The sequence below is a fragment of the Pseudomonas sp. TH31 genome (assembly GCF_016650815.1).
In the GTDB taxonomy this organism is placed as follows: Bacteria; Pseudomonadota; Gammaproteobacteria; order Pseudomonadales; family Pseudomonadaceae; genus Aquipseudomonas.
Genome location: NZ_JAEKEZ010000038.1, coordinates 302467 through 322808, shown reverse-complemented (window position 1 = coordinate 322808; position 20342 = coordinate 302467). Strand labels below are relative to the sequence as shown.

At 60.7% G+C, this 20342-nt stretch carries 11 protein-coding genes and 5 pseudogenes; 13 read left to right on the top strand and 3 right to left on the bottom strand.

Annotated features, from left to right (window positions below; translation table 11 throughout):
* Nucleotides 1-293: 293 nt before the first annotated feature.
* On the bottom strand, nucleotides 294-1220 hold the full coding sequence (locus JFV26_RS31875; RefSeq protein ID WP_201197514.1) for a LysR family transcriptional regulator: 927 nt from the start codon (nucleotides 1218-1220) through the stop codon (nucleotides 294-296).
* 118 nt (nucleotides 1221-1338) lie between these two features.
* Between JFV26_RS31875 and JFV26_RS31870 the strand changes: the two genes are divergently transcribed.
* Nucleotides 1339-2334: an aldo/keto reductase gene (locus tag JFV26_RS31870; protein ID WP_201197513.1), complete on the top strand. Its 996-nt coding sequence runs from the start codon at nucleotides 1339-1341 to the stop codon at nucleotides 2332-2334.
* A gap of 51 nt (nucleotides 2335-2385) precedes the next feature.
* Here the strand turns inward: JFV26_RS31870 and JFV26_RS31865 are convergent, their stop codons facing one another.
* Nucleotides 2386-2898, bottom strand: a complete 513-nt coding sequence (locus JFV26_RS31865; protein ID WP_201197512.1) for a hypothetical protein — start codon at nucleotides 2896-2898, stop codon at nucleotides 2386-2388.
* Between the two features lie 402 nt (nucleotides 2899-3300).
* Here JFV26_RS31865 and JFV26_RS35095 point away from each other — a divergent pair, with 402 nt between their 5' ends.
* From JFV26_RS35095 to JFV26_RS35090, 7 genes and pseudogenes are all read left to right on the top strand, one after another.
* Nucleotides 3301-3891 (top strand): hypothetical protein, encoded by a 591-nt coding sequence (locus JFV26_RS35095; protein ID WP_446739960.1) that lies wholly within the window; start codon nucleotides 3301-3303, stop codon nucleotides 3889-3891.
* 56 nt (nucleotides 3892-3947) lie between these two features.
* Complete coding sequence (locus tag JFV26_RS31860; protein WP_446739963.1) at nucleotides 3948-5291, top strand: methyl-accepting chemotaxis protein; 1344 nt, start codon at nucleotides 3948-3950, stop codon at nucleotides 5289-5291.
* Between the two features lie 696 nt (nucleotides 5292-5987).
* Nucleotides 5988-6434, top strand: coding sequence for a DUF411 domain-containing protein (locus tag JFV26_RS31855; protein WP_201197511.1), 447 nt, complete (start codon nucleotides 5988-5990; stop codon nucleotides 6432-6434).
* Entirely contained in the window at nucleotides 6434-6868 is a 435-nt protein-coding gene (locus JFV26_RS31850; RefSeq protein WP_201197510.1) for a YqaA family protein, read from the top strand. The genes JFV26_RS31855 and JFV26_RS31850 overlap by 1 nt, the downstream gene beginning before the upstream one ends.
* Nucleotides 6869-7070: 202 nt before the next feature.
* Nucleotides 7071-8089: pseudogene (locus JFV26_RS31845) on the top strand (alpha/beta fold hydrolase).
* A gap of 13 nt (nucleotides 8090-8102) precedes the next feature.
* Complete coding sequence (locus tag JFV26_RS31840; RefSeq protein ID WP_201197509.1) at nucleotides 8103-9056, top strand: D-2-hydroxyacid dehydrogenase family protein; 954 nt, start codon at nucleotides 8103-8105, stop codon at nucleotides 9054-9056.
* Between the two features lie 172 nt (nucleotides 9057-9228).
* Nucleotides 9229-9327: pseudogene (locus tag JFV26_RS35090) on the top strand (tetratricopeptide repeat protein); the annotation flags it as partial.
* A gap of 127 nt (nucleotides 9328-9454) precedes the next feature.
* Here the strand turns inward: JFV26_RS35090 and JFV26_RS31835 are convergent.
* The gene (locus tag JFV26_RS31835; protein WP_201197508.1) at nucleotides 9455-10297 is read right to left on the bottom strand and encodes a hypothetical protein; all 843 of its coding nucleotides are present in this window, start codon (nucleotides 10295-10297) and stop codon (nucleotides 9455-9457) included.
* 806 nt (nucleotides 10298-11103) lie between these two features.
* Here JFV26_RS31835 and JFV26_RS31830 point away from each other — a divergent pair.
* The 5 genes and pseudogenes from JFV26_RS31830 (at nucleotide 11104) to JFV26_RS31810 (ending at nucleotide 20340) form a co-directional block, all read left to right on the top strand.
* Nucleotides 11104-11382, top strand: coding sequence for a DUF3077 domain-containing protein (locus JFV26_RS31830; protein ID WP_201197507.1), 279 nt, complete (start codon nucleotides 11104-11106; stop codon nucleotides 11380-11382).
* Nucleotides 11383-12085: 703 nt separating this feature from the next.
* Nucleotides 12086-13666, top strand: coding sequence for a glycogen synthase GlgA (glgA, locus tag JFV26_RS31825; RefSeq protein ID WP_201197506.1), 1581 nt, complete (start codon nucleotides 12086-12088; stop codon nucleotides 13664-13666).
* A gap of 16 nt (nucleotides 13667-13682) precedes the next feature.
* Nucleotides 13683-15478 (top strand): annotated as a pseudogene (treZ, locus tag JFV26_RS31820) (malto-oligosyltrehalose trehalohydrolase).
* A pseudogene (malQ, locus tag JFV26_RS31815) lies at nucleotides 15475-17551 on the top strand (4-alpha-glucanotransferase). Before treZ ends, malQ begins: the two co-directional pseudogenes overlap by 4 nt.
* A pseudogene (locus JFV26_RS31810) lies at nucleotides 17548-20340 on the top strand (malto-oligosyltrehalose synthase). Before malQ ends, JFV26_RS31810 begins: the two co-directional pseudogenes overlap by 4 nt.
* The last annotated feature ends 2 nt before the right edge of the window (nucleotides 20341-20342 follow it).

Here is a 20342-nt window from a genome sequence, read left to right as displayed (position 1 = left end):
AATGCGGTTTATCAGGAAGATCGCGTCGTCAGGGTTTACGACTGCTGCGCAGCCGAACGCAGGCTTCGCCAGCTGCTACAAAGAGCGTGTGGCACCTTGAGATTTTCTTGACTGATCGGTATTAGCCCTGTTGCGGGCATTTTTCTTGCCGCCGATCTTTCGCACTTGTGTCAGTTTGGTTCCTTGACGCCTTCTACTCTTAACGCAGCCCGAGCACTTGCACTATACATGGCAATCCCACGCATCCATCGGACACTGGAGCCGTGCGCACCCAAGCGATCACGGCTGATCGTTCAGCGACCTGATTCGCTGCGGTAAAAGTGCTGGCCCGGTTGCCCACAGAGTTCAACCAGCCAGTCGACAAATACCCGCACCCGCCGGGACAACTGGCGGTGTGGCGGGTACAGCGCCGTCAGCGGCATGGCCGGCGGCGGCCTGTCGCTGAGCACCTCGCACAGACGTCCTTCCTGCAGTTGCCGGGCAACGTGATAGTACGGGGCCTGGACCAGGCCATACCCGGCCTCACACGCGGCCATGTAACCGTCGGCGCTGTTGACCGAAACCTGCTTGGGCAAATTGAGTTGCTGCACCTGCCCCTCGACCACAAACTCAAGCCCGAAGCGCGTACCGGTGCTGGCGGAGAAATACTCCACCATCTGATGACCCGGCAAATCGGCCAGGCACTGAGGCGTGCCGTGACGCTGCAAGTACTCGGGACTGGCGCAGGTCACCTGGTCCAGCATCACCAGCGGCCGCGCCACCAGCGAATCATCCATGGGCGAACCGCCCCGCAGCACGCAGTCCACGCCTTCGCGAATCAGGTCCACGGTGCGGTCATTCAAACCGATTTCCAGTTCGATCAACGGGTACCTGGCGGTGAACTGCGGCAAGGCCGGGATCACGATCAACCGCCCTATCCCCGCAGGCATATCCACTCGCAGCAAACCCTTGGGGTTGTGCCGGGCAGCGGAAAATACCGCCTCGGTTTCCTCAAGATCCGCCAGCAAACGCACGCAACGTGGGTAATACGCTGCGCCGTCGAGGGTCAGGCTGATGTGCCGGGTGGTTCGCTGCAACAGTTGCACACCCAGATGCGCTTCAAGTTGCTTGATCAGAATGGTCACCGAGGCACGGGGCATTTGCAGGCTGTCGGCAGCCTTGGCGAAACCGCCCGACTCGACGATCCGGGTAAACACGCGCATGGCGTTGAGACGGTCCATGGTTTGACTCAGCAGGTGATTATTTAGAAATAACGAATAGTGATAGCAGTTTTAGCCGGTTTATCTGGTTTCTGTCGAGGTGAACAATGGTGGCTCACATTTTCAAGGAGCTGATCTCATGCAAACACGTCAACTGGGCAAGAACGGACCGCAAGTGAGCGCCATCGGATTGGGCTGCATGGGCATGACCGATTTCTACACCACCGGCACCGACACCCGCGAAGCCACCGCCACCCTGCACCGGGCGCTGGAACTCGGCATTAACCTGCTCGACACCGCGGACATGTACGGCCCGCATACCAATGAAGAACTGATCGGTAAAGCCATCGTCGGCAAGCGCGACCAGGTGTTCCTCGCCAGCAAGTTCGGCATCGTTCGCGACCTGGCCAACCCTTCAGCACGGGGTGTCGACGGTCGGCCGCAATACATTCGCCAGTCCATCGACGGCACGCTCAAGCGCCTCGGCGTGGAGACCCTGGATTTGTACTACCAACACCGGATCGACCCGCAAGTGGCCATCGAGGAAACCGTCGGCGCGATGGCCGAGCTGGTTAAGGCCGGCAAGGTGCGTTACCTGGGTTTGAGCGAAGCATCGGCCGCGACACTTGAACGGGCGCACAAGGTGCATCCGATCAGCGCGCTGCAAAGTGAATACTCATTGTGGAGCCGCGACCAGGAAGACAACGGTTGCCTGGCGGCGTGCCAGCGCCTGGGCATCGCTTTTGTCCCGTACAGCCCGCTGGGCCGTGGCTTTCTGACCGGTGCGCTGAAAAGTCCGGACGACTTTGCAGCCGACGACTACCGTCGCTTCAGTCCGCGTTTTCAAGGGGAGAACTTCGGGAAGAACCTGCAACTGGTGCAGCAAGTCGAGGCGCTGGCCGCCGACAAAGGCGTGACTGCCGGGCAACTGGCGTTGGCCTGGGTCCTGGCGCAAGGCGATTACCTGATCCCGATTCCTGGGACCAAGCAACGCAAATACCTGGAGGAAAATGTCGCAGCGCTGGAGGTGACGCTGAGCGCCGGCGAGTTGCAGGCGCTGGAAGCGATATTCCCGGCCAACGCCACCGCCGGCTTGCGCTACCCGGAAGCGGTGATGAAGTTGCTCGACCGCTGACCCCTGTCCTGCGACCCGCTCCCTGAGTGGATCGGGTCAGAGGATGACGCCTCACTTCTTCTTGACTACCGGGCCGTTGGTTTCGCCGTAGGTCTTGAGATTTTGCAGGGCGTAGATCGCTTTCTTGTATTCGGGCACCAGGTAGTTGGCGTACTTGTTGCCCTTGAGGTTGTTGCTCTGGATGGTATCGAGTTGAACGGCGAAGTATTCCAGGGCATTGAATTTCGCGTCTGTGTCAGTCGGCACGCCAAATTTATCGAACTGGCTTCCAGCGTTCAGCAGCGTCAGCGCGGTCACATCGCTGATGATGCCGTTCTGCTTGAGGAAGGTGCTCATGTTGCCCAATTGCTTTACCGAGACGTTTTCCGGATCGAAGCCCTTGACCTGCTTGTACATCTGCAGGGAATCCATTTTGGCTTTGTCGAGCAACAGCGGGTTGGTGCCCACCTGACTCAAGATCTGCCTCGCCTTGACGCTCTGGGTCAGCGGCTTGGCATTGACCGAACCCTGTCGAACCAGCACACCGGCCTTCGCTGTCCAGTTGCCGACCAGACCGACAGTCATGAGCGTACTCCTGACAGCGCGACGATATTCCAATGTCCGTGCGACATAAAAAATCCTTGTTTAAGCGAGATGAATGCGCAGAAGTATCGGCGCGATGAGAACGCCCACCTACAAATATTTCGACTTTTTACAATTCTCGTACATTTACGATACAAATCATTAGAGGCCCTGTTTTATTGGCCTGCACGATCTTTTTCATTTAGCTATAGCCGAGGCATTGCTGTCATATCCATCTGATTTTTCTTGTTTGTACCAGGACCGTTACTCGCCATCCGGCCCTCTAATACCTTTCTTGTACGTCCGTACCTAAAGCTCGCCTCGAGCGGGCCGATAAAGCTTTGAAGCCCGCCATTTTCAACATCTGAATCCCAACAATAAAAACGCAGCACAAGGACCGGTCCCATGCCCGCATTCCGTACCATTCAGGCTCGCTACACGCTGTTTCTGGTCCTGTTCATCCTGCTGCTTTCGATACTCACGGTAGTGGGTATCAGCCAGTTGGTCGCACCGAAACTGCGCCATACCGAAGAACAGGTCGCCCTCAACCGCATTGCTGAAGTTGCCGAGCAAATCCAGGGGGAACTGAACAAGGTGCAAGCCCAGCAACGCAGCATCACCCAGACCATTCCCCTGCTCGACAGCGCCGCGATTGATACGGTGCTGCCCGGTCTGGTGGACCAGTACGGCGAGCTGAAAGTGTTTGGTGGCGGGATCTGGCCTTTGCCCGGCCAACGTGAAGCGGGACGCAACAAGTTCAGCACCTTCTGGCACCGCGACAGCTCGGGCAAGCTGGCCGTCAACACCTTCTGGAACAGCGACGCCGCGCCCAACTATTACGACCAGACCTGGTACAAGGGCGGCATGCAAACGCCGCGCGGCCAGTGCGCGTGGGCCGCAGCCTATAAGGATGACGCCAGTGCCGAGCCGCGCACCAACTGCGCGATGGCCATTCAAAAAATGGCGTGGCCTACGGTGTGTCGACCATCGACGTGACCCTGGGGTTTTTCAACGACCTGATCGCACGCAAGGAAAAAGACCTCGGTGCCGAAATGCTGATCGTCGAAGCCGACGGCAAAATCATCAGCAACAGCTCACGCATCAGCGGGCCGGTCGTACTGAAGAACATCAGCGAACTGGCCGGCACCTCGCCGTTCGCCAGCCAGGTCAAGGCGGGCCTGCAAAATCGCGACCAGGCGCAACGGGTTGAATTCGACAACAACGGCGAAGCCAGCACCTTCTTCATGCGCCCGATCGAAGGCACGCCGTGGTTCCTTGCCACTGCCCTGCCGACCAAGCTGATCACCGCTCAACGTGACGATGTATTGAGCACCTTGAGCCTGTTGCAGATTCCAATGGTGATTCTGTTGGTGCTGCTGCAGGTCTACGCGATTCGCCAACTGATTCATCGCATGAAAATCCTCAAGGCCAACATCGATGCACTGTCTGCCGGCGATGCCGACCTGACCAAGCGCATCACCATCCGCGCCGAGGATGAACTGGGCGCCATCGGCCACTCGGTCAACGCCTTCATCATCTATTTGCAGAACATGATTGGCGAAGTCACCCAAGCCACCGGCGCCATGGCTTCGGGCCTGGACAACCTGCAACGCACCTCCGCGCACACCAGTCAGATCCTGGTGCGTCACGCCTCGGAAACCGATCAGACCGTTACCGCCATCACCGAAATGAGCTCCACCGCTGATAGCGTCGCGCAGAACGCCGCTGAAACCGCGGCCTTTACCCAGCGCGCCAGCGAACACGCGGATCGCTCGCGGGTCGTGGTCGGCGAAGCCTCCAGCAGTGTCGTTGCGTTGATTGATGAAGTGGCCAGCGCCACCCACAAAGTTGAAAACATGCAGCAGGACGCACAACGGATTACCGAGATTCTCGGGGTGATCGGCGCGATTGCCGGGCAAACCAACCTGCTGGCGCTCAACGCGGCAATTGAAGCGGCACGTGCCGGTGAACAGGGCCGGGGCTTTGCGGTGGTGGCCGATGAAGTCCGCGCCCTCGCCGCCCGGACCCAGGCCAGCACCTCGGAAATCAACGAAATGCTCAAACGCCTGACCCAAGGCGTGAGCTCTTCGGTGGCGGCCATGGAAAACACCCAGGCCAGTTGCCAGTCCGCTGCGGATGCCACGGCGCGGGTCAACTCCGGCCTGGATGAAATGGCCGGTTCCGTCAGCCACATCAACAGCCTGAGCACCCAGATCGCCACCGCCGCCGAGCAACAAAGCGCCGTGACCGAAGAGATCAACCGCAGCATGGTGCAGATCCGCCACATGGTTGATGAACTGGTCAAAAGCGGTCACGCCAGCGAACTCAACACCCAGCAGTTACTGGAAGCGAATAGCCGGGTGAGCGCGATCATGGGGCGCTTCAAAGTCCGCTAGTTACGCAGACCTGTAGCAGCTGCCGAAGGCTGCGCTCGGCTCGTGTAGCAGCTGCCGAAGGCTGCGTTCGGCTGCGCAGCAGTCGTAAAACCTGCGCACGCGGTTTTCCTGAAACACCGCGTCGTCTGATTTCACGACTGCTGCGCAGCCGAACGCAGCCTCGCAGGCTCGACAGCTGCTACGAGCCGAACGCAGCCTTCGGCAGCGGCTACAGGGTTTTATGTCGCGTCCTGGCATGCAGTACTTCGAAACAATCTCGCCGCTCTTTACCGGTTAAAGTAAAACTGGAAGCAAATAGCCAGGTGAGCGCGATCATGGGGCGCTTCAAAGTCCGCTAGTTACGCAGGCCAGTAGCAGCTGCCGAAGGCTGCGTTCGGCTCGTGTAGCAGCTGCCAAAGGCTGCGTTCGGCTGCGCAGCAGTCGTAAAACCTGCGCACGCGGTTTTCCTGAAACACCGCGTCGTCTGATTTCACGACTGCTGCGCAGCCGAACGCAGCCTCGCAAGCTCGACAGCTGCTACAAGCCGAACGCAGGCTCGACAGCTGCTACACGAGCCGAACGCAGCCTTCGGCAGCGGCTACAGGGTTTTATGTCGCGTCCTGGCATGTAGTACTTCGAAACAATCTCGCCGTTCTTTACCGGTTAAAGTAGTCAAAATGCCTCTTTTTTTGACCGCCCCCCAGCCGAGATCCTCCCATGCGAACCCCTCTGCGTCTGGTCGCCCTGAGCGCCCTGTTTATCTCCTCTCTGGCCCAGGCCGCCGACCTGATCCCCATCGAAGTGCACCGTGATGCCAATTGCGGTTGCTGCAAAAAATGGATCAGTCACCTGGAAGCCAACGGCTTCAAGGTCGAGGATCACGTCGAAGCCAACATGAGCGAGTTCAAGCAGCAGCACGGCGTGCCGCCACGTCTGGCGTCGTGCCACACGGCGCTGATCAACGGCAAGTTCGTCGAGGGCCATGTACCGGCCGAACAAGTGCTGGCCCTGAGCAAGCGTGACGACTTGTTGGGCGTCGCCGCTCCCGGCATGCCGATGGGCTCGCCCGGCATGGAAATGGATGGCATGAGCGACGCCTATCAAGTGATTGGCCTGACCCGGACCGGCACCGACGTGGTGGTGGCGGACTACCCCGCCCATTGATGTTCGGCGCGTACATCGGGCTGTTTTTTGCAGCCTTCGGTGCCGCGACGCTATTGCCGTTGCAGTCCGAAGCCGTGCTGGTGGGGTTGCTGCTCAGTGATCGTTACTGGCTCTGGGCGCTGCTGGCAGTTGCGACCCTGGGCAATGTCCTCGGCTCGGTGCTGAACTGGTGGCTGGGACGTGGCATCGAGCGCTTTGGCGAGCGGCGCTGGTTTCCGGTCAGCCCCCGGCATCTTGAAACGGCCCGAAAGCATTATCAGCGCTACGGTCATTGGTCGTTGCTGCTCAGTTGGGTGCCCGTGATCGGTGATCCGCTGACCCTGGTCGCGGGCGTCATGCGTGAGCCGCTGGGGCGATTCCTGCTGATCGTGACCTTCGCCAAGGGCGCCCGTTATGCGATGCTGGCCCTGGCCACACTCGGCTGGATGAGTTGAACGATCATCCCGGGCCAGTGCCCAATTCCAGTCGGCAAGCCGCGAACCTGTGGGAACGAGCCGGCTCGCGAAAGCGCTGCCTCAGGCAACATTTATTTTGAAACTGCCGGCCTCTTCGCGAGCAGGCTCGCTCCCACATGACCGGTTAATGTCACCATAATCTCGCCCTTCCAGCATCGCCGCATTTCCATGGAGTTAACTTATGTCCGCTTCCCGCTGGCTGCCCTGCCTGCTGCTGGCCGCCGCCCTGCCCATCCTGGCTCACGCCGAAGGTCCGGAGTATGGCCCGCAACTCCAGGGCTTCGAGTATCCCTACACGGTCAAGCATTTTGCCTTCCAGTCCCAGGGTAAATCCTTGCAAATGGGTTACATGGACGTCGCCGCCCATGACAAGGCCAACGGGCGCAGCGTGGTGCTGATGCATGGCAAGAATTTCTGCGGCGCGACCTGGGACAGTTCGATCAAGGCCCTGAGCGAGGCCGGCTTCCGGGTCATCGTCCCGGACCAGATAGGCTTCTGCACCTCCAGCAAACCAGACAATTACCAATACACATTCCAGCAACTGGCGACCAACACCCAGAAGCTGCTCAAGGCCCTGGGCATCCAGAAGGCCACCTTGGTCGGGCACTCCACCGGCGGCATGCTCGCCACCCGCTATGCGCTGCAGTACCCGGAGCAAGTCGAGCAACTGGCGCTGGTCAATCCCATCGGCCTTGAAGACTGGAAAGCCCTCGGCGTCCCGTATCGCACCGTCGATCAATGGTATGAACGGGAGCTGAAAGTCAGCGCCGACGGGATCCGCACCTATGAGCGCAACACCTATTACGCCGGACGCTGGAAGCCGGAGTTCGATCGCTGGGTCGACATGCTCGCCGGCCTGAACAAAGGCCCGGGGCACAAACAAGTGGCGTGGAACTCGGCGCTGATCTACGACATGATCTTCACCCAGCCAGTGTTCTATGAGTTCAAGGATCTGAAAATGCCGACCTTGCTGCTGATCGGCACCTCCGACACCACGGCCATCGGCAGCGACATCGCCTCCCACGAGGTCAAGGCGAAGCTCGGTCACTACGACGTGCTCGGCAAGCAAGTGGCAAAACTGATTCCACACTCGACCCTCGTCGAGTTCCGGGCATGGGCCACGCACCGCAGATGGAAGAGCCGACGCAATTTCATCAGGCCCTGCTCGACTGGCTGAACAAAACCAACCCTGTTCGTTGATGAGGTAAGGCTGATGGCTGTGCAGATTGCGGTGCTCGATGACTGGCAGGATGTGGCCAGCGGCGTGGTGGACTGGTCAGCGCTGGACAGCATCGGCGAGGTGAGCTTTATCCATGACTACCCGGCCGACAACGACGCACTGGTCGAACGTCTGGGCGCGTTCGAGGTGATTTGCGTGATGCGCGAGCGCACGCGCTTCGACGACGACCTGCTGCGCCGCCTGCCCAAGCTCAAGCTGCTGGTTACCGGCGGCATGCGCAACGCGGCGCTGGACTTGAAGGCCGCGGCGACGCTGGGTATTCAGGTCAGCGGCACCGACAGTTACAAACACGCCGCCCCGGAACTGACTTGGGCGCTGATCATGGCCGCGACCCGCAACCTGGTGGCCGAAGCCAACGCCCTGCGCGCCGGTCTTTGGCAGCAAGGCCTGGGCGGCGATCTGCACGGCAAGACCTTGGCAATCCTCGGTCTGGGCAGCATCGGCAAACGCGTGGCGCAGTTCGGTCAGGTCTTCGGCATGCAGGTGATCGCCTGGAGCGAAAACCTCACCGCCGAACGAGCCGCCGAAGTCGGCGTGAGCTATGTCAGCAAACAGGAGCTGTTCGAACAGGCCGATGTGCTGTCGGTGCACCTGGTGCTCAGCGAGCGCAGCCGCGGGATCGTTGATGCCCAGGCGCTGGACTGGATGAAACCCACGGCGCTGCTGATCAACACCGCACGCGGGCCGATTGTCGATGAAACGGCGCTGATCAAGGCACTGCAGAAGAATCGCCTGGCGGGCGCGGCGCTGGATGTGTTCGAGCACGAGCCGTTGCCTGAACTGCATCCGTTCAGGACGCTGGATAATGTGCTGGCCACGCCGCATATCGGGTATGTCAGCCGGCAGAATTACCAGCAGTTCTTTTCGCAGATGATCGAAGATATCCAGGCCTGGTCAGCCGGAGCGCCGATCCGGCTCCTACTGTAGGAGCGAGCTCGCTCGCGAAAAACCTGAGACCGCTGCGGGGTGTCCGTGCACGACCATCGCCAGCAAGCTAGCGCCTGCAAGGGATTTTGTGCACGCCGCAGATCCACTGGGAGGGCTCCACGGTAATCACCTGCGCCCCGGGTAAACTTGCCGACCGGCGCCCGTATCGATTGCGCGGGTACGCAAATACCTCGGCGAAGCCTATGTGATCAAAGGGCAACTGGAGTTGGCGCAGGAGCATCGGGACCTGGCCCAAGCCATTAACCGTTCAATGCCGCAAAGTACGATGCGCGAAGCCTTTCGCATGGAAGGGTCGGCGCAAGCCCTTGATACGCCATAAAATCAAGGGCGTCAGGTCGTCTGGGGGAGCTCGGAACTCGGTTCTCGCAACAAGTGAGCTATGTCATCGAAGGTGAGTACAGGCAAGGCTTCCAATGTGGAGGGGGCTGCGCACAGGCGATGGCGTGGGATGTCGGGATGAGCCTCTTTGTGCCTGCCGGCAAGTCCGCTGCCCTGACGTTATACCCATCTCGCCATACCGCCTGTGCGGTATGTTCATCGGGCATTTTTCGGGAAACTGCTGGGTAGAGAGGTCTTGCAGGCTGGGTGTCAGTTGTATTTTTCTTATCCTGCGCACGCTTATGCTGCGCATATTTATACTGCGCACGCTTACGAGACTTGTGATCAAGGTAGCCAAGCGTTCGTGCGAAGCGATCCTTTTGCTTTTTTTCAAACTCCTGTCGCGTCAAACCCAGGTTCTTTGCCTGCTCATCTCGCGTCAATTTATTGTAGGGAGCACGACGCCTGCGATACATTTTTTCTTCGCCTGGAAACGGCGCAGCAGACATTTGCACGCGGCCGTTACCTTGCGTTGTAGTGCAGCCTGCCACATTGGGACCAGACGCGGCGGTTACGCCCTGCGCTACGTTAGCCAAGCCATACGCGTTGTTTGTGGGCGTGACATAAGCGCTGCCATGGCAATAGATCCGGCGCATTGCAAGTAATTGACTGCGAAGCCTTCCCTTGTTTTTTTCGATCTGCTCAACAGGAGCTCTCGTGCGGCCTGTACATGGCGCTGTACCAGCGCCTGCCATGGCGAGGCGAGGCGCAAAATTCAGGCCCGCATCTACGTTAACCAGGTCATGCCGACTGGTCAGCACCGACGTCCAGGACGATTGACCTCCCGCGACCTTATTGAGTTGCAATGGCAAGGCAGCCGGGGCTTGCGATGACAGCGCCAACTGACCCGTCCAGGGTCTTGGTGAGTGTGTAATTGAATCAACGTTCAACGATTTAAACCTCCGGCCTTGATGTTCTGATGAGCCGTTGCAACGGCTAGCAGGCGTGGTGCATAGCGCTGCAAGTCGTTGGCGCGGAGCAATTCTTCCGACACGGGCCTGCCCGCACACTCGTCACTGCACAGCCAACGTACCGCCACTTTTGAAGTAGGGAAATCGTCGCCATCAGAAAACCCCAGGAACCGATCACCCCGTGAGCCCGGGAACTCTGCCGGATTCAATGAGTGAGTACTTGACGTCACAGTATTGAGTTACACGGCTAACGAGGACCTTGCCGAAGCGGAGGGCGGGAGACAATCCCTGACGGGAACTGGACAAACGGGAACAACGTAAATGCGCATCATTATTGAACTCTCGGAAGTGGCCCTTCTGACTTGCGAAGTTCCTGCAAGCAAGGGATAAACCCGGACCAGTGGAAGTGACCTGCGCTCGCCAGCCTACAAAGGCTGTAATCGGGCGCCATCACATAACGCTCCTGACAATCATCAGCCGCTGATTGCACTTGCAGCCACACTGCAGACGTTGACTGCACCCACCTCACTCCCTATCCTCGCGCCTGTCACGACTCATTCGTGATGGGGTTTGACGGCTCCGTTTCTTCCAGGACCTTGCACAGCGTTATGGCAGCTGTGCGTGGGGCACTTTCGAGTGCGCCGGGTTCCTGGCCCGGTCCGTCAACCTGCGTACAGTTGTCACCCTAATCGTTTGACGGCGATGAAGTGGCGACTCCATTTCCCAGGAGATTGCACATGACCAAACCCACTACAAAATTCACCCCCTTCGCCCACTGCGATCACGTCGACCATCACCTGTTCGCCGTCCAACCCGACATCCCGATCCTCGACGCCCTCGAATCCGCCGCCGTCTACCTCAGTTGCGCCGAAGCCCTGGCCCATCAAGCCCCCTTCGCCACCCAACCCGGCCACACGGCCGAACTGCGCTGGGCCAGCCGGCAAATGATGGGCACCGCCAAATCCCTGGCCCAGGCATCCATCGACGGCTGGCACGAAGCCCACCCCGACACATAAACGCATTCCCCTGTAGAGACTCTGTTCACGGCCAAGCTTTCGCGAGATGTTTTTCGCTAAAAGCTTGGCCGTAAATTATTCTCCGCCGCGCATATACACCCATCAGCTCAGTCAGGCCGGCGATGGCAGAGGTTTGTCCCACATTGAATCTTTGTCGGACACAAGATCAGGGTCCACTGAAGACCCCGTGTGGGAGCGAGCCTGCTCGCGAAGCGGCCAGCATCGCCCCCGCACAACTCAAAATAATGCACCGCATTGGTGCGACACAACTGTTCGCCCACGCACACTGATGTGACATTTGTGCTTCGTTTTCAGCCATTTTAAAAATTAAACCTGCACTTCGTCGGTGCGTTTGCCCCGCAATCCGGCACGTCCGTACCTCTTCAAACCGATTGTCGAACAATTTTGCCATCTGGCCTGTGACGCTCTAAGTTCTGGCCTAGACTGATTTTTGCGGGTCGAAACCGGTCGGTCACAAAGCGGGAAAAAAGTCGAAACTTTTACCTGTAGCGAAGAGTCCTCTTAAAGACAGGTGCGTTCCGACTGGTGCAATCCTTGCAACAGCCCCTCCAGCCTTTGTGCTTTAGCGTATTGGCAGCGTTTGCTCACCGATGCGTAGCGCGTTTGCGCCCGGCCACAGGATTTGGCCACGAACACCGTTTGTGCCAGACCTAGAATTAGATCAACAACACGGGAGATTCATATGATCAGTGCGGCTTTAGATATTCAGGGAGAACGTGCTCATCAGCAGGTCGGCGAATCGAGCGCCGTGAATGCCCCGAGCAGCAAGGCAATCAGCGTCCCCAAGGCACTTGTACCGGTCGCCAGTCAGAATCCCAATAAGAAGAAAGTCTTGTTCGTAACCTCGGAAATCGCCGACCTGGTGAAAACCGGTGGTCTGGGCGACGTCTCCGCTGCGCTGCCGCGAGCCATGGCTCATTTACACGACGTTCGTGTGCTGATCCCCGGTTATCCGCAAGTGCTGCACAGCGAAAATCCGATCCACATCATTGGTGAACTCGGCGGTCATGCCGCATTGCCGCCCTGCAAGATCGGGCGCATGGACATGCCTGATGGCCTGGTCATCTACGTGTTGATCTGCCCCGAACTCTACGAGCGCGAAGGCTCGCCTTACGGTGCCAACAACGGCCGCGACTGGCCGGACAACCACATCCGTTTCGCCCGCCTGGGGCTGGCCGCTGCCGATATCGCCGCCAACCTCGCGCAAATCCACTGGTGCCCGGACCTGGTGCATGCCCATGACTGGCCCGCCGGCCTGGCCCCTGCCTATATGCACTGGCGCGGGCAGCGCACCCCAACCCTGTTCACTATCCACAACCTGGCCTATCAGGGCGTCACCAACCTCGGCTCTTGCCCGGAACTGGGTATCCCGATGCACGCGCTGCAACAGGAAGGCATGGAGTTCTACGGCAAGATGTCGTTCCTCAAGGCCGGCATGGCCTATTCGAGCCACATCACCACGGTCAGCGCCACCTACGCCCAGGAAATCACCACGCCTGCCTTCGGCTGCGGCCTCGACGGTTTTCTTGCCGCCAAGACCCAGCAAGGCCTGCTCAGCGGGATTCCCAACGGCATCGACGAAAGCTGGGACGCCGCCACCGACCCGCACCTGTTTTGCCCGTTCACCATCGGTGACTGGGACGGTAAAGCCGTCAATGCCGCTCACGTGCGCGAGCTGTTCGGCCTGGAAGCCTGCGAAGGTCCGCTGTTTGCCGTGGTGTCGCGCCTTGTCTACCAGAAAGGTCTGGACCTTACCGAAGCCGTAGCCGACTACATTGTCGAAAACGGCGGCCAGATCGCAATCATCGGCCGTGGCGAGCCGGAAGAAGAACACGCCATGCGGTTGCTGGCCCTGCGCTTCCCTGGCCAGGTTGGCGTGCGCATCGGCTTCAACGAAACCGACGCCCGCCGCATGTTCGCCGGCAGTGATTTCCTGTTGATGCCTTCGCGTTACGAACCTTGCGGCTTGAGCCAGATGTATGCCCAGCGCTTCGGCTCGTTGCCGGTGGCACGTAATACCGGCGGCCTGGCCGACACCATTGAAAACGGCGTGACCGGTTTCCTGTTCGATGAATCCACCGTTGAGAGTTACCGCGAAGCCGTGGGCCGTGCGTTCAAGGTGTTCGCCTTCCCCGACCTGCTCAACGCCATGCGTTGCCGCGCCATGGCCGCGCCGTTCAACTGGTGCAAAGCGGTCGAACCCTACGCCGAACTCTACGAACAATTGGTGGCTAAAGCCCTGGGTAAATCGGGTCACAAATAACACGAGGTTTTCAACGATGCCGTTACGGACCCTTGAGACCTGGCCCCACGGCGCAATCATGCTGGACGCAGAACACACGCGTTTTGCCTTGTGGGCGCCAGATGCGTTTTACGTCAGCGTCGAACTGGAAAACGGGCAATCCTTGCCTTTGCTGCCCCAGGCCGACGGCTGGTTCGTGATCAAGACCCGGTGCCCGGCCGGCACGCGTTACCGCTACAACATCGATGGTGAACTGGAGGTGCCCGACCCGGCCTCCCGTGCCCAGGCCGGGGACCTCGACCGCCATAGCGTGGTGGTCGACCCCTCGCCTACCACTGGCAGCACTGTGCCTGGCAAGGTCGGCCGTGGAATGAAGCGGTGATCTACGAACTGCACGTCGGTGCCCTCGGCGGTTTCAGTGAAGTAGAACAACACCTGACGCGCCTCGTCCAACTGGGCATCACCGCGATCGAGCTGATGCCCCTGGGGCAATTTCCCGGTGAGCGCAATTGGGGCTACGACGGGGTTCTACCCTACGCGCCCCAAGCCTCCTACGGCTCCCCCGAACAACTCAAACACCTGATCGACACGGCCCACGGTCATGGCCTCGCGGTGATTCTGGACGTGGTCTACAACCACTTCGGCCCCGACGGCAATTACCTGCATCGCTACGCCAAGGGTTTTTTCCGCGAGGACAAACACACCCCGTGGGGCGCGGCCATCGACTTCCGGCGCCGCGAGGTGCGGGACTTCTTTATCGACAACGCGCTGATGTGGTTGCTGGAATACCGCTTCGACGGCTTGCGCCTGGACGCGGTGCACGCCATCGAAGACCCGGACTTTGTGCAAGAACTGGCGCAACGGGTGCGCCGCCAGACTGATCCGGGCCGGCACGTGTGGCTGACCGTGGAAAACGAACACAACCAGGCCAGTCTGCTGGAGCAAGGTTTCGATGCGCAGTGGAACGACGACGGCCACAACGCCCTGCACGTTCTACTGACCGGCGAAACCGACGCCTATTACGCCGACTATGCGCAAAACCCTACCGAACAACTGGCGCGCTGCCTCAGCCAGGGCTTCGTGTTCCAGGGCCACATCACCCGCCACAGCACGCCGCGCGGCGAGCCCAGCGGCCACTTGCCGCCGAGCGCGTTTGTGCTGTTTCTGCAAAACCACGACCAGATCGGCAATCGCGCCTTTGGCGAACGACTGCATCAACTGGCGCAGCCCCAGGCATTGAAAGCCGCCACCGCGTTGCTGCTGTTGTCGCCGATGATTCCGCTGATGTTCATGGGCGACGAGTTCGCCGCCGAGCAGCCTTTCCTGTTTTTCACCAGTCACCACGGCGAACTGGCCGGATTGGTGCGCGAAGGTCGACGCAGCGAATTCGCCGCATTCAGCGCCTTCAAAGATCCGGTCAAACGCGAACAGATCCCCGACCCGAATGCGCCGCAGACCTTCGAAGCGTCGCAGCCCAGGCACGCTGGCGACCCGGCGCAGCAGGCGATGCACAACCTTTACCGGCAATTGCTGCAACTGCGTCACCGGCACATCTCGCCGCACTTGCCCGGCGCTCAAGCCTTGGGCGCAGAGGTGCTGGCCAAAGCGGCGGTGACGGCGCGCTGGCGCCTGGGCGACGGCAGTCTGCTGCGCATCGACCTGAACCTCAGCGCTGCGCCTGTGGTCCACCCCTCACAGGCCGATGCGTTGCTGCTGTTCGAACACCCACCCGCGTCCGACCTGTTGCACCAGAGCCACCTCGCACCGTATAGCGCCCTAGTCAGCCTCACGGCCGCAACCCCTTTGCTACCCCCGGATGGAGAGCGCCTATGAGCGATGCGCAATTGGAAATACTGGCCAGCCGTGCTGGCCTGGCGGTCGACTGGATCGACGCCAACGGTCGTGCGCAAAAAGTCGCCCCCTCGGTGCTGCGCGCGGTACTGACCGGGCTCGGTCATCCGGCCGGCAGCGCTCAGGAAATCGACGCCAGCCTGCTGCAATTGCAGCGGGTGCGACAGACCCGTTTCCTGCCGCCGCTGATCACCGCCGAGATCGGTACTGGCCTCGACCTGGCGCGCTATTTCGAACCTGAAACACTGTGCGAAATCCATCTCGAAGACGGTTCACGCCTGCACCTGAAACTCGACGCCGAAGCGATCCTGCCGGGCTTGATCCCGGTCGGCTATCAACACGTCAGCATCGACGGGCAATCCTTCACCCTGGCCGTGGCCCCCGAGCGCTGCTACAGCGTCGGCGATGCGGTCGACAGCCCGATCCCGCGCACCTGGGGGCTGAGCGTGCAGTTGTATTCGTTGCGTCGTCCCGGCGATGGTGGCTTCGGTGATACCCAAGCCCTTGAAGACCTGGCCCGGTGGCCGGCGAACGCGGTGCCGAGGCACTGGCGATCAGCCCGATGCACGCGATGTTCAGCAGCGACACCCACCGCTACAGCCCGTATTCACCGTCCAGCCGTTTGTTCCTCAACAGCCTCTACGCCGCACCGGGTGCGATCCTCGGTGAACGCGCCTTGCGCGATGCGATTGACGCCACCGGGCTGGCCGAACAACTGCAACACCTGGAAGCCCTGCCCCTGATCGACTGGCCGGTCGCTGCCGAAGTCAAACATCAGTTGCTGCAAGCGCTCTACGAAGGTTTCGTCCAGGGCGAACACCCGCTGCACGAAGACTTCAGCAGTTTTCGTCATACCGGCGGCGAAGCCCTGGAAAACCACTGCCGTTTCGAAGCCATACAAGAGGCCCGCGCCGCCCGCGGTGAAGATCTGGACTGGCGCCACTGGCCCGAACAATGGCAAGACCCGCGCAGCGTTGCCCTCGCCGACTTTGCCGAGGAAAACGCCGCACGCATCGGCTTCTTCGCCTTCTGCCAATGGCTGATCGACCGCTGCCTGGCACGGGCCCAAGCCGCGGCTGTCAGCGCGGGCATGGGCATCGGGCTGGTGGCGGACTTGGCGGTCGGCGCCGACGGCGGTGGTAGCCAGGCCTGGAGCCGTCAGGACGAACTGCTCGCGTCGCTGACCGTGGGCGCGCCACCGGACATCCTCAACCGTTCCGGCCAGGGCTGGGGGATTTCCGCGTTTTCCCCGGAAGGCTTGGTGCGCAACGGCTTTCGCGCCTTCATCGAAATGCTGCGCGCCAATTTCGCCCACGCCGGAGGTCTGCGGATCGACCACGTGATGGGCCTCCAACGACTGTGGGTGATCCCAAACGGTGCGCCGCCGGCCGACGGCGCTTATCTGTATTACCCGGTGGACGACTTGCTGCGCTTGCTGACCCTCGAATCCCATCGGCATCAGGCGATTGTCCTCGGCGAAGACCTCGGCACGGTGGCCGACGGCCTGCGGGAAAAACTCATCGCCCGCGCGATCCTCGGCATGCGTGTGTTGCTGTTTGAACAGGACAACACCCATTTCAAGCCGATCCTCGACTGGCCGGACAACGCTTTGGCGACCACCAGCACCCACGATCTGCCCACCATCAACGGCTGGTGGCACGGTCACGATATCGACTGGAATTCCCGGCTGGGCCTGATCGACGCCAACAGTGAGATCGAGTGGCGGCAGCACCGCGAACGCGAGCGCGAAGGCTTGCGCCGGGTGTTGAGCGAAGACCCGCAGAATTTCCGTGAAGAACACCACGAAACCGATCAGGTGCTCGACGCCGCGATTCGCTTCCTTGGCCATACCGGGCGCCGCTGGTGTTGCTGCCGCTGGAAGATGCCCTCGGCATTGAGCAGCAAGCCAACCTGCCCGGCACCACCGACACGCACCCCAACTGGTCGCGGCGCCTGTCCGGTAACAGCGAAGCCTTGCTCGATGACCCGGACGCCGCCCGCCGCCTTGAACTGCTCGCCTGCGCGCGACTTCAGGCGGGTGAGCGTGACCAATGAATCAAGCGCTTATCCAACCGCTGCGGGCGACCCTGCGGCTGCAATTTCATAAAGGCTTCAGCCTCGACGACGCGGTGCCACTGGTGCCGTACTTTGCCAGCCTGGGCATCAGCCATGTCTACGCCTCGCCGCTGCTCAGCGCCGGGCCGGGTCCATGCACGGCTACGACGTGGTGGACCCGACTAGCGTCAACCCGGAGCTGGGCGGTGAAGCGGCATTGCGGCGGCTGGTCGATGCGCTGCGCCAGCAACAGATGGGCCTGATCCTCGACATCGTCTCCAACCACATGGCCGTCGGCGGCAGTGACAACCCGTGGTGGCTGGACTTGCTGGAATGGGGACGCCTGAGTCCCTACGGCGAGTTTTTCGACATCCAGTGGCATTCACCCGACCCACTGATGGAAGGCCAGTTACTGCTGCCATTCCTGGGTAGCGACTACGGCGTCGCGTTGCAGGACGGCACGCTGCCCCTGCGCTTCGATGCCGGACACGGCGCGTTTTATGTCGAGCACTACGACCATCACTTTCCAATTTGCCCGACTCACTACGGCGAACTGCTCAAGCCTGACGAGCGCCTCAATGCCGAACAGACCGAGCAGCTGAAGTTTCTCGCCGACCGCTTCACCGCCCTGAGCTACCAGACCGACGCCCACAGCCTGGCGATTCCCCTGCAAGAAGAGCTGCGTGAACTGACCGCCGACCCGGCGATACAGCACGCCATCGAGCAGCAGCTTGGCGCCTATGACTCGCTCACCCCGGACGGTTTCCAGAACCTGCACAACCTGCTGGAGCGCCAGAGTTATCGCCTGGCCAGTTGGCGCACGGCGGCGGATGACATCAACTGGCGGCGCTTTTTCGATGTCAATGAACTCGGCGGTTTGCGCGTCGAGCGCCCGGCGGTGTTTGAAGCCACCCACGCAAAAATTTTCGAGCTGATTGCCGAAGGCCTGGTGGACGGTTTACGCATCGACCATATCGACGGCCTCGCCGACCCACGGGGTTATTGCCGCAAACTGCGTCGTCGGGTCGACAGTCTGTCACCGCAACGGCACTTGCCGATCTACGTCGAGAAGATCCTCGGCGAAGGCGAAACCCTGCACCGCGACTGGTCGGTGGATGGCACCACCGGTTACGAATTCATGAACCAGTTGTCGCTGCTGCAACATGATCCGGCCGGTGCCCAAACCTTGGGTGAGCTGTGGAGCCGCCACAGCGAACGGCCCGCCGAGTTCATCCAGGAAGCGCGATTGGCGCGCCAGCAAATCCTCAACGGTTCGCTGGCCGGGGATTTCGAAAGCGTCGCCCAGGCCTTGCTGCAAGTGGCCCGGGATGACCTGATGAGCCGCGACCTGACCCTCGGCGCGATTCGCCGGGCGTTGCAGGAATTGATCGTGCACTTCCCGGTGTACCGAACCTATATCAGCCCTCGTGGCCGCTGCGCTGAAGACGATGTTTTTTTCGGCAAGCCATGGACGGTGCGCGCCAGACCCTGGGCGAGGCCGACTGGCCGGTGCTCGATTGCCTGGCCGGCTGGCTCGGCGGCGAGCCCTGGCGCAAACGCCCGGTGGGTCGTCAACGCAAGATCCTCAAACACGCTTGCGTGCGTTTCCAGCAACTGACGTCTCCTGCTGCGGCCAAGGCCGTGGAAGACACCGCGTTCTATCGCTCGGCGGTGTTGCTGTCGCGCAATGACGTGGGGTTCAGCACCGAACAGTTCAGTGCGCCGGTCAGTGACTTTCACCAAGCCTGCCTGCAACGCTTCGAAGCCTTCCCCAACAATTTGCTGGCCACCGCGACCCACGACCACAAGCGCGGCGAAGACACCCGCGCTCGGCTCGCGGTGTTGAGCGAACGCAGCGGCTGGTATGTCGAACAGGTCGAACACTGGCGAACCCTGGCCCGCGAACTGCGCACCGACGACAGCGCGCCTTCGGCGGGCGACGAGTTGATTCTCTATCAGGCAATCCTCGGCAGTTGGCCGTTGACCTTGCGCAGCGACGATCAAACGGCGCTGGCGGGCTACGCTGAACGCCTGTGGCAATGGCAGCAAAAAGCCCTGCGCGAGGCCAAGTTGCAAAGCAGCTGGAGCGCGCCGAACGACGCTTACGAACAGACCTGTGAGGCCTTCCTCAATCGTCTGTTGCTCAGCCCCGAAGGCCAGCCGTTGCGTTCGGCCCTCGGTGAAGCCGCCCAGGCGATTGCCGCGCCGGGCGCGTTGAATGGTTTGGCGCAAACCTTGCTGCGCATGACCGTGCCTGGGGTGCCGGATCTCTATCAGGGCGACGACTTTTGGGACTTTACCCTGGTCGATCCGGACAACCGCCGGCCGGTGGATTACGTCAGTCGTCAGCAGTCCCTGCAAGCGTCACCGGACTTGCCGGGCTGTTGGCGAACTGGCGTGACGGGCGCATCAAGCAACGCTTGATCGCCGCTACGTTGAACCTGCGCGCCGAGCATGCCGAGCTGTTTCGCCAAGGGCCGTATCAAGCCCTTGAAGTCCTCGGCAGCGAGGCGCATCGAGTGCTGGCGTTTACCCGCTCGCGGGCAGGAAAACGCGCCATCGTGATCGTACCGATACGGTGTGCCGGGTTGCTGGAAAACAGTGCCGAACCTCAGGTCGACGCGCTGCTGTGGGGCGATACGCGGGTCCAATTACCGTTCGCCGCCCCAGGCGAAAACCTGAAGGGACTTTTTTCAAACACAGCAGTCACAAAAAACAGGGCGCTTAACATCAGCGCCGCGCTGGGGGATTTCCCGGTCAATCTCTTTATCCAAACTATCCAAACTTGAGT